Annotated in this window: 17 protein-coding genes; 10 read left to right on the top strand and 7 right to left on the bottom strand. The window is 71.1% G+C overall.

The window, feature by feature from the left end; all coding sequences use genetic code 11:
* Positions 1-82: 82 nt before the first annotated feature.
* Genes Q9S71_RS12920 through Q9S71_RS12910 form a run of 3 tightly spaced genes read left to right on the top strand, consistent with a single transcriptional unit; the run spans position 83 to position 6002 of the window.
* Positions 83-769 (top strand): hypothetical protein, encoded by a 687-nt coding sequence (locus tag Q9S71_RS12920; protein ID WP_217532403.1) that lies wholly within the window; start codon positions 83-85, stop codon positions 767-769.
* Positions 769-2352 carry a DNA polymerase Y family protein gene (locus tag Q9S71_RS12915; protein ID WP_311862742.1) on the top strand — a complete coding sequence of 528 codons (1584 nt, stop codon included), beginning with the start codon at positions 769-771 and terminating at the stop codon, positions 2350-2352. Before Q9S71_RS12920 ends, Q9S71_RS12915 begins: the two co-directional genes overlap by 1 nt.
* On the top strand, positions 2352-6002 hold the full coding sequence (locus tag Q9S71_RS12910; RefSeq protein ID WP_311862741.1) for an error-prone DNA polymerase: 3651 nt from the start codon (positions 2352-2354) through the stop codon (positions 6000-6002). Before Q9S71_RS12915 ends, Q9S71_RS12910 begins: the two co-directional genes overlap by 1 nt.
* A gap of 20 nt (positions 6003-6022) precedes the next feature.
* Here Q9S71_RS12910 and Q9S71_RS12905 read toward each other — a convergent pair whose 3' ends face one another.
* Together Q9S71_RS12905 and Q9S71_RS12900 are read right to left on the bottom strand one after the other, a co-directional pair.
* The gene (locus tag Q9S71_RS12905; protein ID WP_422880356.1) at positions 6023-7507 is read right to left on the bottom strand and encodes a PepSY-associated TM helix domain-containing protein; all 1485 of its coding nucleotides are present in this window, start codon (positions 7505-7507) and stop codon (positions 6023-6025) included.
* A 30-nt stretch (positions 7508-7537) separates the two neighbouring features.
* On the bottom strand, positions 7538-8131 hold the full coding sequence (locus tag Q9S71_RS12900) for a hypothetical protein (protein ID WP_311862740.1): 594 nt from the start codon (positions 8129-8131) through the stop codon (positions 7538-7540).
* A gap of 102 nt (positions 8132-8233) precedes the next feature.
* Between Q9S71_RS12900 and Q9S71_RS12895 the strand changes: the two genes are divergently transcribed.
* Both Q9S71_RS12895 and Q9S71_RS12890 read left to right on the top strand, forming a co-directional pair.
* The gene (locus Q9S71_RS12895; protein WP_064001545.1) at positions 8234-8518 is read left to right on the top strand and encodes a hypothetical protein; all 285 of its coding nucleotides are present in this window, start codon (positions 8234-8236) and stop codon (positions 8516-8518) included.
* 33 nt (positions 8519-8551) lie between these two features.
* Complete coding sequence (locus Q9S71_RS12890; RefSeq protein ID WP_311862739.1) at positions 8552-8911, top strand: hypothetical protein; 360 nt, start codon at positions 8552-8554, stop codon at positions 8909-8911.
* Between the two features lie 62 nt (positions 8912-8973).
* Here Q9S71_RS12890 and Q9S71_RS12885 read toward each other — a convergent pair whose 3' ends face one another.
* Both Q9S71_RS12885 and Q9S71_RS12880 read right to left on the bottom strand, forming a co-directional pair.
* A complete protein-coding gene (locus Q9S71_RS12885; protein ID WP_311862738.1) occupies positions 8974-9255 on the bottom strand; it encodes a HesB/IscA family protein in 282 nt (93 codons plus the stop codon).
* Between the two features lie 216 nt (positions 9256-9471).
* Complete coding sequence (locus Q9S71_RS12880) at positions 9472-10320, bottom strand: DUF308 domain-containing protein (RefSeq protein WP_311862737.1); 849 nt, start codon at positions 10318-10320, stop codon at positions 9472-9474.
* Between the two features lie 233 nt (positions 10321-10553).
* On the opposite strand from Q9S71_RS12880, the gene Q9S71_RS12875 reads away from it, so the two are divergent.
* Genes Q9S71_RS12875 through Q9S71_RS12855 form a run of 5 tightly spaced genes read left to right on the top strand, consistent with a single transcriptional unit; the run spans position 10554 to position 13226 of the window.
* On the top strand, positions 10554-11018 hold the full coding sequence (locus Q9S71_RS12875; protein ID WP_311862736.1) for a hypothetical protein: 465 nt from the start codon (positions 10554-10556) through the stop codon (positions 11016-11018).
* A 55-nt stretch (positions 11019-11073) separates the two neighbouring features.
* Positions 11074-11610, top strand: a complete 537-nt coding sequence (locus tag Q9S71_RS12870) for a hypothetical protein (RefSeq protein WP_311862735.1) — start codon at positions 11074-11076, stop codon at positions 11608-11610.
* A gap of 19 nt (positions 11611-11629) precedes the next feature.
* Positions 11630-12529, top strand: coding sequence for a TolB family protein (locus Q9S71_RS12865; protein ID WP_311862734.1), 900 nt, complete (start codon positions 11630-11632; stop codon positions 12527-12529).
* Between the two features lie 32 nt (positions 12530-12561).
* Complete coding sequence (locus Q9S71_RS12860) at positions 12562-12840, top strand: ArsR/SmtB family transcription factor (RefSeq protein ID WP_311862733.1); 279 nt, start codon at positions 12562-12564, stop codon at positions 12838-12840.
* Positions 12837-13226 (top strand): VOC family protein, encoded by a 390-nt coding sequence (locus Q9S71_RS12855; RefSeq protein ID WP_311862732.1) that lies wholly within the window; start codon positions 12837-12839, stop codon positions 13224-13226. Before Q9S71_RS12860 ends, Q9S71_RS12855 begins: the two co-directional genes overlap by 4 nt.
* Positions 13227-13229: 3 nt before the next feature.
* Here the strand turns inward: Q9S71_RS12855 and Q9S71_RS12850 are convergent, their stop codons facing one another.
* The 3 genes from Q9S71_RS12850 to Q9S71_RS12840 are packed head-to-tail and all read right to left on the bottom strand — an operon-like array spanning position 13230 to position 15782.
* On the bottom strand, positions 13230-14066 hold the full coding sequence (locus tag Q9S71_RS12850; protein WP_311862731.1) for a hypothetical protein: 837 nt from the start codon (positions 14064-14066) through the stop codon (positions 13230-13232).
* Positions 14067-14097: 31 nt separating this feature from the next.
* Positions 14098-15228: a GDSL-type esterase/lipase family protein gene (locus Q9S71_RS12845; protein WP_311862730.1), complete on the bottom strand. Its 1131-nt coding sequence runs from the start codon at positions 15226-15228 to the stop codon at positions 14098-14100.
* On the bottom strand, positions 15225-15782 hold the full coding sequence (locus Q9S71_RS12840; RefSeq protein ID WP_311862728.1) for a TetR/AcrR family transcriptional regulator: 558 nt from the start codon (positions 15780-15782) through the stop codon (positions 15225-15227). The genes Q9S71_RS12845 and Q9S71_RS12840 overlap by 4 nt, the downstream gene beginning before the upstream one ends.
* Between the last annotated feature and the right edge of the window lie 5 nt (positions 15783-15787).

Below are 15787 nucleotides of genomic sequence, written 5' to 3'. Positions count from 1 at the left end.
TGTCGGAGGCCGTGCGTATCTTCGAACTCGACCGCTTGAGTCACTCGAACAAAGCTTCTACCATGTCGAGGTGAGATCCATCGTGCGCAACACCGCCACTGCCCAAGAGGTGCAGCGGCTGCGTGCGCAGATGGCCGCGATCCAGGGGCGCAAGCTCGATGCACCGCCCCTTCCCACCCATCCTGCCCTGGCCGAGCTGCTGCCGGGCGGGGGACTGCGCCCCGGGTCGTCGTATGCGATCGGCGGCTCGATGTCGCTGCTGTTCGGCCTGCTCGCGCAGCCGTCGCAGACCGGCAGCTGGTGCGGAGTCGTCGGGATGCCGGGGTTCGGCGCCGAAGCGGCCGAGAAGGCGGGGGTCGACCTCTCGCACCTCGTGCTGATCCCGGAGCCGGGGCCGCGCTGGCTCGCGGTGACGGCGACGATCGCGGATGTGCTCCCGGTCGTCGCGGTGCGACCACCGTCCCGCGCGAAGGATGCCGAGATCTCGCGTCTCGCGGCCCGCATGCGCGAGCGGGGCGTCGTGCTGCTCGTGCAGGGGCCGTGGCCGCAGACCGAGGCGATGATCGATGTGACGGATGCCCGGTGGTCGGGGCTCGGCGACGGGTACGGCGTGCTCGAGGGGCGCGAACTGACCGTCACGGTGACGAGCCGGCGCTTTCCGGTGCCGCGGTCGTCGCGGATGCTGCTGCCCGCCCCCGACGGCGCGATCGCGGTGCGCGCGCAGCCCGTCGCCCCCGTGGTCGATCTGCCGATGCGGGCGGTGAGCTGATGGATCCCGCGCTCGTCGACACCGGCACCGAGCCGGTCCGCAGCCTCGTCGTGTGGGTGCCGGACTGGCCGGTCGTCGCGCTCGCCCGCGAGGGGCTCGCCGACGCCGCGCAGCCGATCGCCGTCTTCGCCAAGGGGATGGTCGCGGCGACGTCGCCCGCCGCGCGCGGCGACGGGGTGCGGCGGGGGATGCGGCGCCGCGACGCGCAGGCGCGGTGCCCGCAGCTGCAGGTGGTCGACGCCGACGACGCGCGCGACCACCGTACGTTCGCGCCGCTCATCGCCCGGCTCGAGGAGATCGCGCCGGGGGTGCAGCTGCGCGAACCGGGGCTGTGCGCGCTGCGGGTGAAGGGTCCGGCCCGCTTCTACGGCGGCGAGGCGGGCGCGGCGACGGCCCTCACCGGCGCGCTTGCCGAGCTCGGCGTGCTCGACGTGCGTGCTGGCGTGGGCGACGGTCCGTTCACGGCGGAGCAGGCGGCGCGGGCGACCGGCGCCGACACTCCGCTGCGGATCGTGCCGCCGGGGGCGGCGGCCGCGTTCCTCTCGCCGCTGCCGGTGTCGGCGCTCGAGGACGAGGGCATCGCGAGCCTGTTCGCGCGTCTCGGCATCCACACCCTCGGTCAACTCGCCGCGCTGCCGCCGCAACGGCTCGTCGAACGGCTCGGTCCCCGTGGGGCGCGGCTGCACGCGCTCGCGTCGGGGCTCGACTCGCAGCCGGTGCAGCCGCGCACACCGCCGCCCGAGCTCGAGCGCGAGGTGAGCTTCGAGCCGCCGCTCGAGATCGCCGACCAGGTCGCGTTCGGCATCCGGCTCGCCGCGGAACAGTTCATCTCGGGGCTCGGCGCCGTCGACCTCGTCTGCACGGAGCTCCGGGTCGCGCTGACGGGCGATCGCGGTGACCACAGCGAGCGGGTGTGGCTGCATCCCGGCGCGTTCGACGCGGCGGCCGTCGTCGACCGGGTGCGCTGGCAGCTCGCCGAGCGGGGGCTCAAGAGCGCCGTCGCGAAGGTGCGGATCGCGCCCGAGAAGGTGGATTCGGCATCCCATCACGTGAAGGGGTTGTTCGGCTCGGGTCCCGAGGAGCGCGTGCACTCGGCACTCTCGCGCGTGCAGGCGATGCTCGGGCACACCGGCGTCGTCACCCCGCAGGTCGGCGGCGGGCGCTGGCTCACCGAGCGGCAGGTGCTCGTGCCGTGGGGGGACCGTGCCGTGATCGCCGAGCGGGCGCGGCCGTGGCCGGGGAGCCTGCCCGACCCGCTGCCGGCGACGGTGTTCCCCGAGCCGGTGCCGGTCGCCGTCATCGACCGCGACGACGACATGGTCGCCGTTGACGGCCGCGGCGAGCTGACGGCCGAACCGGTCGCACTGATCCTCCCGGGAGCGCCGGATGCGTCGGGGGCGCGCAGGCCCCGGCATCCTCGTCGCATCTCGTCGTGGGCGGGACCGTGGCCCGTCATGGAGCGGGGGTGGGATGCCGCCCGCGCTCGTCGCGCGCACCGGTTCCAGGTCGTCGACGAGGCGCAGACGGCCTGGCTGCTCGTGTGCGAAGAGGGTGTCTGGCACGCTGAGGGCAGGTACGACTGATGGGCTGGGGCAACAACCCCTCGGTGTCGTGGTCGGAGATGGAGCGGATCCTCAGCGATCGGCGCCGGCCCGAGGGGGCGCCGGCGGGCACCGACGGCGGCGACAGTCCGGCGTGGTCGCACAAGCGCGGCAAGTACCGCGCGCCCGAGATCGAGCGGCCGCGGAATGCCGTGCCCTACGCCGAGCTGCACGCGCACTCGTCGTTCTCGTTCCTCGACGGGGCATCCTCGCCCGAGGACCTCGTCGAGGAGGCGGAGCGGCTCGGGCTGCACGCCCTCGCGATCACCGACCACGACGGGTTCTACGGCATCGTCCGGTTCGCCGAAGCGGCCGAGCACCTGCAGCTGCAGACCGTGTTCGGTGCCGAGCTGTCGCTGGGGCTGCCCGGTCCGCAGAACGGCGAGCCCGATCCGCACGGCACGCACCTGCTGGTGCTCGCTCGGGGCGAAGAGGGGTACCACCGGCTCGCCGCCGCCATCACGCACGCGCAGCTGTCGGGAGGTGAGAAGGGACGCCCGGTGTACGACCTGCATGACCTCGCCGACCGGGCCGGCGGGCACTGGCAGGTGTTGACCGGATGCCGCAAGGGCGCCGTCCGGCAGGCGCTCGCCGCCGACGGCCCGGCCGCCGCGGCGTACGAGCTCGACCGACTCGTCGACCTGTTCGGGCCCGAGCGGGTCGACGTCGAGCTCATCGACCAGGGGGCGCCGACGGACTCGCGCGACAACGACGTGCTCGCCGCCCTCGCCGCCGAGCGCGGGCTGCCGGTCGTCGCGACGAACAACGTGCACTACGCCGTGCCCGAGAAAGTGCACCTCGCGGCGGCGGTCGCGGCGGTGCGGGCGAACCGCGGGCTCGACGAGCTCGACGGGTGGCTGCCGTCGCACGCGAGTGCGCACCTGCGGTCGGGGGCCGAGATGGCGCGGCGGTTCCGGCGCTATCCGGGAGCGGTCGAGCGGACGGTCGAGCTCGCCGACGAGCTCGCGTTCCCGTTGCGCCGCGCGAAGCCCGCCCTGCCGAAGATGAAGGTGCCCGAGGGGCACACGCCGATGACGTGGCTGCGGCACCTTGTGTGGGAGGCGGTTCCCCGCAAGTACCCGGATGCCACCGACGCGAACCGCGCGCGCATCGAGAAGGAACTCGGCGTCATCGAGCAGAAGGACTTCCCGGGGTACTTCCTCATCGTGCACGGCATCGTGCAGGAGGCGCGGCGTCGCGGCATCCTGTGTCAAGGACGGGGGTCCGCCGCGAACAGTGCCGTCTGCTACCTGCTCGACATCACGGCGATCGACTCGATCTTCTACGACCTGCCGTTCGAGCGGTTCCTGTCGGCGCTGCGCGACGAGGAGCCCGACATCGACGTCGACTTCGACTCGGACCGGCGCGAGGAGATCATCCAGTGGGTCTACGAGACCTACGGCCGCGAGCGGGCGGCGCAGGTCGCGAACGTCATCCAGTACCGGCCGAAGAACGCGGTCCGCGACATGGCGAAAGCGCTCGGGCACTCGCCGGGGCAGCAGGATGCCTGGTCGAAGCAGGTCGAGCGCTGGGGAGCGGTGCTCGACACCCCACCCGATCATGACATCCCGGAGCGGGTGATCGAGTATGCGGGTGAGCTGTTGAAGGCGCCGCGGCATCTCGGCATCCACTCGGGCGGGATGGTGCTGACGGACCGTCCGGTCGGCGAGGTCGTGCCGATCGAGCACGCGCGCATGGAGAACCGCACCGTCATCCAGTGGGACAAGGACGACGCCGCGTGGATGGGGCTCGTGAAGTTCGACCTGCTGGGGCTCGGGATGCTCGCCGCGCTGCAGTACTGCTTCGACATGATCCAGGCGGCGACGGGGGAGACGTGGTCGTTGGACACGATGCCGAAGGAGGAAGCGGCGGTCTACGACATGCTGTGCCGCGCCGATTCGATCGGCGTGTTCCAGGTCGAGTCCCGCGCGCAGATGGGGCTGTTGCCCCGCCTGCAGCCGCGGAAGTTCTACGACCTCGTGGTCGAGATCGCGCTCATCCGTCCGGGGCCGATCCAGGGCGGCGCGGTGCACCCGTTCGTGCGGCGCAAGCTCGGCGAGGAACCCATCACCTACGCGCATCCGAAGCTGAAGCCGGTGCTCGAGCGGACGCTCGGCATCCCGGTGTTCCAGGAGCAGCTCATGCAGATGGGCATGGCCGTCGGTGATCTGTCGGGCGAGGACGCCGACCTGCTCCGCCGCGCGATGGGGTCGAAGCGCGGGATCGAGCGGATCGACTCGCTGAAGAAGAAGCTCTACGAGGGGATGGCGCGCAACGGTCTGACCGGCAAGGCCGCGGACGACATCTACGTGAAGATCCAGGCGTTCGCGAACTTCGGGTTCGCCGAGAGCCATTCGCTGTCGTTCGGGCTGCTCGTGTACGCGTCGTCGTGGCTGAAGCTGCACTATCCGGCGGCGTTCCTCGCCGCGTTGCTGCGCGCGCAGCCGATGGGCTTCTACTCGCCCGCGACCCTCACCGCCGACGCCCGCCGGCACGAGGTAGAGGTGCGCCGCCCGGACCTGCACGCGTCGGGGGTGGACGCGGGGCTCGAGCCGGTGGACGGGGGCGGGGCTGGAGCGGAGGTCGGCCGTCGCGCGGGGATCGGCCGTGCCGCGGAGGCCGGTCTTGCCGCGGAGGTCGGCCGTCACGCGGAGATCGGCCGTGCCGCGGAGATCTGCCGTCGCGAGGACGTCGGCCGTCGCGAGGACGTTTCGAGCGGGATTCCTCCTCGGGAGCGCAGATCTCCGCTGGAAGGCCGGGATGCCGAAGGGCGGGATTCCGAGGGCCGGGATGCCGAAGGGCGGGATGCCGAGCACCGCCGCCCGCCGACGGGCCGGGACTCGTGCACCGACCGCATCCAGCCGCCGGTGCCGGAGTTCGACCGGTCGCTGCCGGACGACTCGGCGGCGCATCGGCGGGACGGCAACTTCGCGGTGCGGCTGGGGCTCGCCTCGATCACGGGCATCGGCGTGCCGTTGGCGACGAAGATCGTGGCGGAACGCGAGGCATCCGGTCCGTACCGGGACCTGCGCGACCTTGTGCGTCGCACCGGCGCGACGGCGGCGCAGCTCGAGGCGCTCGCGACGGCGGGCGCGTTCGAAAGTCTCGGGATCACGCGCCGTGAGGGCATCTGGTTGGCGGGGGATGCCGCGCAGGACCGGCAGGAGTTCCTTGAGGGCTCGCTCGTCTCGGTGCAGCCGCCGCTGTTCCCCGACCAGTCGAGCTACGACGTGCTCGCCGCGGACCTGTGGGCGACGGGGGTGTCGGCCGACGACCACCCGCTGACGCACTACCGGTCGCAGCTCGACGCGCGCGGCGTGATCACCTCACGCGGCATGCGCGAGCACGAGGTCGGGCGGCGCATCGAGGTCGCGGGGCTGGTGACGCACCGGCAGCGGCCGGCGACGGCATCCGGCATCACCTTCCTCAACCTCGAGGACGAGCACGGCGTGATGAACGTGATCTGCTCGGTCGGGGTGTGGAACAGGTACCGCCGCATCCTGCGCGACAGTCCCGCCCTCATCGCGCGCGGCATGCTCGAGCGTTCACCCGAGGGGGTGACGAACCTCGTCGCCGACGCGTTCGAGGATCTGCGGGTCGGGGTGCAGCACCGGTCGCGGGACTTCCGGTGACCGGCGCCGCACCCCGCGCCTCACGCGGCGGCCGCGCGCCGCCGTTGCATTGCGTCGACTGCGACGTCGAGCACGACGAACGCGGCGAGCGTCCAGCCGACGAGCGGCAGCGCGAGACCGATCAGCACCCCGCCGACGACGACGGCGGTGACGCCCCACCAGGGGGCGCCGTCGAGCACACCGCGGTGGGGCGGCATCCCGACCCGTGCGGTCTTGGTCGGGCGGCGCTTCACCCACATGACGTAGCCGAGCGCGACCATGCCGGCGATGCCGACGGCCAGCAGCAGCATGACGATCTGGTTGGCGAGGCCGAACATCGTGCCCATGTGAATCGACACGCCCCACGAGGCGAGCTTGGCCGGCAGGGAGAAGTCGGCGAAGCCGACCCGGTCGACCGGCTGCAGCGTGGCGCCGTCGATCGCGACGGCGTCGAGGTGCCCGGGGAAGCCGCGGTCGATCTCCTGCACCTTCCACGCCTGGTCGGGCGCGGTCGGCGGCGTGATCTGCACGAGCCCGGTGTCGATGTTGACGCGCTGCGCCGCCGCGAGCACGTCGTCGAAGGTCCGCGGGTCGACGGAGAGAGCAGCGGATGCCGCGCCGTGCCCGGAGTGCTCGTCTCCCGCGCCGGAGGCTCCGCCGAGGCTCACGTCGACCGCGGGGGTGCCCCAGTCGAGTGCGGCGCGCAGGTCGGTGACGTTCTGCCCGCCGTAGGTCGACCAGGTGATGCCCGTCGCCGACAGGAACACCGCGCCGAGCGCGACCCAGATGCCCACCGACGTGTGCCAGCTGAACGCCCGGCGGTACCCGGTGAGCTTTCGCGAGGGCCGCACGAAGTCCCGCTTCGTCCGCGCCGCCCGGATGCGGATGACCCACAGGACCACCCCGGCCACGACGACGATGCCGAGCCACGACGCCGCGAGCTCGCTGTACAGGCGCCCGGATTCGCCGAGTCCCAGGTTGCGGTGGAACGTGCTGATCGCGGTGCGCAGCGGCAGCGATCCGCTCGTGCCGTAGACGGTCTCGTCCCCGCGGATCTCGCCGGTACCGGGATCGATGTACACGGCGCGGGACTCGCTCGCGCCGAGACCGTCCTGCGCGAACATCACGCGGGTCGTGTCGCCCGGCTCGGGAGCGGGGCGGACGGCCGACAACGTCGCAGCGTCGCCCACGTGCGCCTCGGCGATCTCGACCTGCTCGCCGAGGGTCAGCTGCGTGTCGGTGGCGGGTGCGTGCAGCTGTCGGGCGTAGACAGCCTGCTCGATCGTCGGCGCGATCGCGTAGAGCGCGCCGCTGAGCGCGGCGACGAGGATGAACGGTCCGACGAGGATGCCGGCGTAGAAGTGCAGGCGCACGAGCAGTGCACCGAACCAGCCGGGACGTCGCGCGGGTCGCGGGGGAGAGGTGGGAGGGGTGGGCAGGGTGGCGGTCATGATCGCTTTCGAGAAGAAGAGGGATGCCGAGGCGGCGGGAAGCGCGCCGGCGGACGGCGCGGCGCGCCGCGGCATCCCTCATCGAGAGCGGGACGGCGGCGCGTGTCAGATCGTGAGCGCGCGCGGCGGTCCGCGACCGTCGGCGACGCGGAGGGTGACCGAGCGCAGCACCGGCACGACGGCGGGTGCCGCAGCGAGCGCGGGCCGGCCGCTCGCGCCGAGAACGAGGACCGCGGCGAGGATGCGGCGCCGCGCCCAGCGGGCGAGGTCCGCCGCGACGGCGAGCAGGCGCCGGGCCGCGCGCTCGCCGCGGTGCAGCACCGCGACGGTGAGCAGCGCGGCGACGCCGTGCATGGCCCACATGAGCGGGTCGGCGTGCATCGCGGCGGGGGCCGCGGCATCCATCATCACGGGCAGGTGATGCGCGTGCGCCGCGCCCGACGGGCTGACGGCGCCGACGACGAACAGCGTGTGGAAGAGCAGCTGACTCGCGGTCACGGCGACGGCGAGCCGGACGACCGACAGGTGGCGCCCCGCGAGGGCGGTGCAGAAAGCGAACGAGAGCACGAGCGGCACCGCGACACCGAGCCAGCCCGGCATCGCGCCGCCGGCGGCGACGTGCGAGAGCAGTGCGGCCCACGTGGCGACGGATGCCGCGACTCCGCCGCGAGCGACGCGGGAGAGACGGGAGGGGCGCACGCGTCCATCATCTCAAGAGTGTTCCCGCCGAGATTGCAACCCCTGGGATAGCCTCAACCCGCGCCCGTACCGTGAGGAGACGATCGAGGGTCGGAGGCCACCATGTCGAACCAGGCACAACGGAACGCAGCGATGCAGCGGAAGCAGATGGGCTCGGGCGCGTTCATCGCGATCTTCATCAGCCTCGTGTTCCTCGTCGTCGCGGCGGGCTTCGCGATCCTCGGGGTGCTGTTCATCACCAACCCGATGCCCGTGATCGTGCTCGGTGTCCTGATGCTGATCGGAGCCGTCGTGCTCCTCGCGACGAGCGGCGCCTGCATCGTCGCGAGTGTGCAGGCGATCGCCCGCCCGGCGAAGGCGAAAGCGCGCGTCGACCGCATGGCGTGACGAGCTGACGCCGATCGGTGCGAGGATCGGCGGATGTTAGCTGATGTGCTCGAGTTCCTCGGCGAGGCGGTCGTGGGAGTGCGCGAGGCTCTCCGGGGACCGCGCTTCATCCACGGCCGCTTCCGGTTGATCGACGGCGCGGCGGACGGGATGGCGCGCGGCGAGGAGATCTCGGCGGAAGCGATCGTCGATCACCGCACCATCACGCTCGGTGAGCTCGAGCTGACGGGCGTCGCGGTCTCATCGCAGGCGCTCCGGATCTCGTATCTCGACGACATCGACCAGCGCGCGCAGGTGGTGCGCGTCGAGTTCGACGGCGGCGCCGGGGAATGGACGATCCCGGCATCCGTGGATCTGCGGAGACTCCGCAAGCGCATCGGCGCCTCGTTCTGACCCCCGCCCTGACGCACGAGAGCCCCGAACCGATCGGTCCGGGGCTCTCGGGAAGTTCTGACTCAGACGGCCTGCGCGAGGGCGAAGCCGACGGCGCCGTCCTCTTGCACGCGGGCGTCGAGGATGCGGTCGTCGAGCGCGACCGCGGCGGCCGGGTCGACGAACACGCGGGCGCCGTCGCTCTCGACGACGGTGTCGCCCTCGGCGGGGGCCGGGGCGAGGGAGAGGGCGTACCCGTTCTGCGGGTCGGCGGCCTCGGCGATACGGAGTCCACCGGTCTCGGTGGGGATCTGCGAGGCGAGGCTCTTGACGGCACTGCTGGCGTTCTCGGTGAGAGTGAGCATGATGCTCCCTTCCGTGGATTGCGGGCGTGAGCCGGCCACGATTCCGAGAATCGGATCGTCCTGCAACCGTTGACACACCTTGCCCGTGCACTCACACGGTTTACGGAGGTTCGCGGGAGCGAACTGCGGGCGTCATCTGAACCGCGGAGAACTGAGTTCAGATGAAAGTGATCGGGGGCCGGGACAACCGCCCGGCCCCCGATCACTTCTGCGATGTCACTTGATCGCGACGAAGATCTTGTCTGCGATCATGCCCGGGCTGACGGCGAGGACGCCGTCTGCAGGCGCGGGGACCTGGATGGTGCGGTTGCCGGTTGCCGAGGCTCCCTCGTAGAGCGGGCTCAAGGAATCGAGCTCGTCCGGACCGACCACGAGCTTCTCGAATGCATCGACGGTGACTCCATCTGCGGTCACGTAGTCGATCCCGACGAAGGCGGGAGACTGCCCGTCGGGGTCATTGCCGGTGTAAGTGATCGTCACGTTGACCGAGATGTAGACGGTGCCCTCGTCGGCGGGCTCGTTGAACTCGTTCTCCGCGGCGACCTCCTCGTTGGCGTCGAGATCGACGGAATTGACGACGACCGTCCAGTCCTCGCCCTCGATCGGAGCACCGAGTGGTGCGGGGTTGGCGCGGGTTCCGACCTCATCGCCAGCTGCTTCCTCGGTGTCCGCAGGCTGCTCCTCGTCGGTCTCCTCGACGACCGTCGAGTCGCCGACGGACGACTCGGAGCCTCCGAACGAGTCGTTGAAAGCGGTAGCGACCACGGTCATGAAGACGATCACACCCACGATCGTGCCGACGATCGAGACGATCACCGCGGTGATCGCCTGCCACTTGGGCTTTCCGGACATGAAGAGTCCGACGATGCCGAGAATGAATCCGACGGGCAGCAGGACCCATCCGACGATGAGAGCGCCCGGGATGCAAGCGAAGATGAAGCCGATTGCCGCGATGACGAGCGCAACGATGCCAACCGTGTTGCGGCCTTTCTTGGCCGGTGCCTGCTGAGTCAGCTGAGTAGCCGGAGCGGGAGCGCCCTCGTAGGGCGGCGGAGTAGTGGTCATGAAGAACCCCCAGGGTGGTGCGATGGAGAAGCACGGCGGACCAGATCCGGGCTGGACCCCCATCCGCCCGCGTACCTTTTGAGTCATCAAACCTATCTCATAGAGAAGACACATCTTCGTCACAGGCTGGAAACGCTTCGGCCACCGGTTGACGCGCGGGATCATCCGCCCGGCGTACGCGGATCATCACGCGGGCCGATTCCCCGCGGCGGGCCACCGGCTTGGCTGGAGTCATGTCCCACCGCATCACGTCCTCGTCGTCCCGCCGTCTCCGTCTCGCCGCTGCCGCCGGCCTCGTCGCGCCGCTGCTCGCCCTGACCCTCGCCGCTTGCAACCCGATGGACGTGCTCGAGAAAGTGCACTCCGAGGAGTTCGACGACCGCGCCGCCGCCGAGAAGGGCTGGGTCGGTGTCGCCATGCCGGAGTGGATCCCGGCGGATGCCACGAAGATCAAGAACACCGCAACGAACAACGAGACCAACTCCGTCATCGCCGTCGAGGGCGGCAGCGCTCCGGAGGGGTGTGAGAAGAAGGAGCGCCTGGCGCTGCCGTTCGACGACCGCTACGGCGAGCTCGGCGAGCCGCTGCCGACGACGGTGTTCGCGTGCGAGCCGTACGAGGTCGTCCAGACCGAGACGGGGTGGCTCGGCTGGTTCAACGCGCGCGAGGAGAATCAGACCCCCGACGACCTCCGGTGAGACACTGGAGCCTCGATCTCTCGGGGAGGCAACGATGGCGCGGATGAGGATGCCGGTGACCGGCGCGTGTACCGGTGCGCTCGCCGCCGTCGCGGTGCTGCTGCTCGCGGGGTGCGCCCCCGAGCCCGTGCCGACACCCACGGCATCCGTGTCGTCTCCGGCACCGACCGCGTCTGCGCCGTCGGCGTCGGCCACGCCCTCCGCGTCGCCGACGCCGAGCGCGACCCCGACGCCGAACGGTCCGCCGGCGACGCGTCCCGTCGAGCCGCCGACCGGCACCGACCCGGATGCCGCGGGCATGAACGCCGCGCAAGCGGGCCAGTTGTGCGCCGCCGAGCAGCGGAACGGTCTGGGCGCCGGCGACACGCAGGTTGGGGATCCGACCGCGTACGAGCGGACGATCGACCCGCAGTGGTACGTGACGATCCTCGCCGAGAACGAGTTCGGGCAGTACTACCAGGAGTGCGTCCTCGGGGGCTCCGCCGACGACCCGGAGTGGTCGGTTGTGCAGCAGACGCCTAAGGATCAGCTCACGAAAGCGCATATAGAGCAGATGCGCACCGAGAACGAGGGGTTCGACGAGGACCACTGACCGCCGGATACGGTGAGGCATGGCCATCACCGTTTTTCCGCCGCGCGACTTCGCCCTCGACGGGCAGCGCTGCCGCGTGCACGTGTACGACGTCGTCACGGGCACGGATCGCATCGTGTTCGAGACCGACGAGATCCTGCTCGAGGCGCCGAACTGGTCGCCGGAGGGTCTGCTGCTGAACGGCGCGGGAAAGCTGTGGTCGCTCGAAGCGGATGCGGACCGTGGCGACCTCAGCGAAGTGCCGCTCACCGGCATTCCACCGATCAACAACGACCATGTGCTGGTGCCGGGAACGGCCGACATCCTGCTGTCGGCCAACGACGGCCAGATCTACCGTGCGCCGCGCGCTGGGGGAGAGGGCGTGCGGATCACGGATCCGGACGACCCGTTCATGCACTTCCTGCACGGGGTGAGCCCGGATGCCGCGTGGATCGCGTACACGGCGCTGTCGATCGACGACGGGCGGGTGCTGTCGGCCGATCTGCGGACCGCGCGGATCGACGGGTCGGAGGATGAGGCGCTCACGACGGGCGAGGTCGCCGACGGCAGCGAGTGGGCGCCCGACGGATCGTGGATCTACCTGAACACCGAACAGTTCTCCGAGACGCCCGGGCACGCCCAGATCGCGCGGATGCACCGCGACCGGTCGCAGCTCGAGCAGCTGACGTTCGACGACTGCGTGAACTGGTTCCCGCACCCGTCGCCGACGGGCCGGGACGCGGTCTACATCAGCTTCCCGCCGGGGACCCAGGGGCATCCGGCCGATCTCGAGGTCGAGCTGCGCCTCGTTCGGAACGGTCACTGGCGGCATCCCGAGACCGTCGCGACGGTGTTCGGCGGACAGGGGACGATCAACGTGAACAGCTGGACCCCGGACGGGTCTCGGTTCGCGTACGTCGACTATCCGGTGGGGTCTTGATAGGCAAGTAGATACTTGCCTATACTCGCGGCATGGGCGACGTCTACAAGGCACTCGCCGACGAGACGCGTCGGATGATCCTCGACGACCTCGCCGAGCGTGACGAGCAGACGCTGTTCGAGCTGTGCGTGCGTCTGGCGGAGCGCGATGTGACCCCGACTCGGCAGGCGGTGTCGCAGCACCTCGCCGTTCTCGAAGAAGCGGGGCTCGTGCACAGTGAGCGTCGCGGCAAGTTCAAGTTCCACACCATCGACACCCGGCCGCTCGCGCAGATCGCGGAACGCTGGCCCCTTCCGTCAGGAGAATCATGAAGATCCAGACCGTCAGCGTGTTCGTCGACGACCAGCAGCGCGCGCTCGAGTTCTACACCGAAAAGCTCGGGTTCACCGTCGCCGCCGATGTCCCGATGGGGGAGTTCCGCTGGCTGACCGTCGTCGACCCGGCCTCGCGCAACGGCACGCAGCTGTCACTCGAGCCGAAGGGTCACCCGGCGGTGTCGCCGTTCACCGACGCGCTGCTCGAGGACGGCATCCCGTTCTTCGTCCTCGGTGTCGACGACGTGCCGGCCGAGTACGAGCGGCTGCAGGGGCTCGGCGTCGAGTTCACGCAGGCGCCGATCGACCACGGACCGGTCGTGACTGCCGTGTTCAGCGACACGGTGGGCAACCTGCTGCAGCTCGCCGCCTATAAGGGCTGAGGGTCAGTCGGCCGGCGGGGCGCCCGTCTCGATCTCGAGGTACTGCGGCTGCAGCGGGATGACGTCGCCCGGGTGGATGACCGGGGGCTCGGCCCCCCACTCGCCCGTCAGCGAGGACAGGTAGTAGAGGTCGAAGCAGAACCGGTCGCGGATGCTGCGCCAGTTGTCGTTGGCCGCGACGGTGTAGTCGATGAGGTCGCCGGCGGCGTCGGAGCGGCTCGTGCCCTTGGCCCCGTAGGCGACGCCGGTGTCGGTCGGCGCGCCCGTGATGTTCGCGCGGGCTTTCGACGAGGTCCCGCCGAGGGGTTCCCAGCCGATGGACGCGACGATCGGATAGCCGGTCTCGTCGGTCGGGCACGCCGGGAAAAGGTAGCCCGATGCGCGGCGGGCGTCGGCGAGCGACTCCTTCTGCAGCGCGATGTGCTCGCCTGCGATCAGGGTGGTGGCGTTCGGGTCGTAGGTCTCGTAAAGCTTCTCGAGGTCGAGGCAGAAGCGGTTGGCGACCTCCTGCAGGGTGTCGTTCGCAGCGAGCACGTAGATCGTGGCCAGTCCGTCGTCGTCGCGCTCGTACACCGCGCCGTCAGCACCGGTTCGATGGCCGGTATCGGCTCGCTCCGGCGATGCGGCGCACGTCTCGCGGACCTTTTGCTGCTCGGCGCGCGTCTCATTCGACATTTCGGTGACCGCCTCGGACGCAGCCGGCGCGGCAGAGGGCTCAGCCGCCGGTTCCGACGTGTCGACGGTGCAGCCCGCGAGCACGCTGGTCAGGATCGCGAGGAGAGCGACGCCCGCTCGACCGGATGCCGGTCGCCGATGTCTCGTCCCCCGCGCGGCGCTCATCCCCGCACGATATCGGCCGCAGACGCGATCCTCAAACGGTTCGAAGAACGCGGTCCGCGAAGCGCTCGCCGATGAGACGGTGCGCCTCGGGGCTCGGGTGCAGTCGATCGGGGAGCGGGTGGGTGGCGGCATCCGCTTCGCCGTAGAGGGCGAGGCCGTCGACGAGGTGCAGGTTCGGGTCGTCGCGGCGGGCGTGGACGTCGGCGAGGGCGTCGCGGATGACGCGGAGCGTGAGGCGTCCGCCGGCGGTGTCGCCGGGGGTGCCGGCCGCGCCGAAGAGCAGCGTGCCGGTGGCGAACGATTCGGGCTCGATGATGCCGGGGCCGGGGGTGTCTTCGTGGATGCCGCACCAGATCGGCGTGATGAGGTGCAGGGGCGTAACGGGGTGGCCGTCGCGGATCGTGTCGAGGAAGCCGTGGATCGTCGGGACGAACGCGCGCAGCCGCATCGCGTCGGCGTTGACGACATTGATGCCGAGCGCGACGCTGATGACGTCGGCGGGAGCGTCGCGGATGACGCGGGCCATGAACGGGTCGACCTGCGCGCTGCCGCCGACGCCGAGGTTGCGGAGGTCGAGTTCGGCACGGCGCGCGGCGAGCGAGACCCAGGTGGCGCTTGGCTGGGTCGCGTTGGAGCCCTGGCTGATCGAGCTGCCGTGGTGCACCCAGCGCGGGCGGGCGGTCGTGTCGGGCGAGGCGGGGGCGTCGGCGCGCAGCGCGAGCAGCTCGATCGTCTCGTTGTGCGGCAGCCAGAGCTCGACGAGCTTGTCGCGCGGGTCGAGTCCGTCGACGGTGATGCGCTGGACGGGTCCGTCGACGAGCTGACGGATGCCGGTGGCCGGGTCGGTGTCGACGATGTCGCCGCCGTCGAGCTCGACGCTGGCGTGCAGGGCGCCGTCGATGCGGACGTCGACGCGTCCGCGCGGGCGCGAGAGTCCGCGCAAGGTGGTGCGGGTCGAGTGGAGGTCGAGGTCGAGGCGGGATGCCGCGGTGCGGATCGCGATGCGTGCGCCGGCGGGCTGCGCCTCGACGCCGAGCAGTTGCGGCTCGGGGTACTGCGTGCGGACCCACGCGGGCAGGCGGTGCAGGCGCAGGCCGCGGCTCGTGGGTTCGAGCTCGGCGAGTCCGCGGACGGTGGTCGTGTCGAGGGTGATGTCGATCATGAGGGGTCCTCGGTGGTCCAGGTGCGGAGCGCGCGGTCGAGGGCGTCGAGGGCGCGGTTCCACGAGGTGTCGGTGGTCTCGTCGCGGTGGGCGAACGACGAGGCGGATTCGAGGGCGAGGTAGCCGGCGATCGTGGCGCTCGCGAAGCGCACCGCGTGGACGGTCTCGCTCTCGGGCAGGGCGTAGTCGTCGAGCGATCCCACGACGAGCGCCGAGATGCGGGATGCCGCCGGCTCGGTGATCTCGTTGCGTTCGACCGGCTGCGAGATCATCGCCCAGCGCGCGGGGTGGGCGAAGGCGTAGGTGCGCTGCGCGTCCGCGAGGTCGCGGAGGGTGGGGGACTCGCCGATGGTGTCGGCGAGCTCGGTGAAGACGGCGGCCTGGACGGCGCTGCGGAGCGCGGCGAGGTCGCGGACGTGCGCGTAGAGGCTGGCGGCCTGCACGCCGACGCGTCGCGCGAGCGCCGACATCGAGAGCGCGTCGGGTCCGTCGGCGTCGATGAGGTCGAGCGCCGCCCGGGTCAGAGCGTCGGTGGAGAGGTTCGCACGGGGCACGAGGA

It is taken from the genome of Microbacterium gawkjiense (assembly GCF_031932225.1).
GTDB lineage: Bacteria > Actinomycetota > Actinomycetes > Actinomycetales > Microbacteriaceae > Microbacterium > Microbacterium gawkjiense.
The sequence above is the reverse complement of the archived record's forward strand: the minus strand, read 5'-3'. Positions and strand labels throughout refer to the sequence as shown.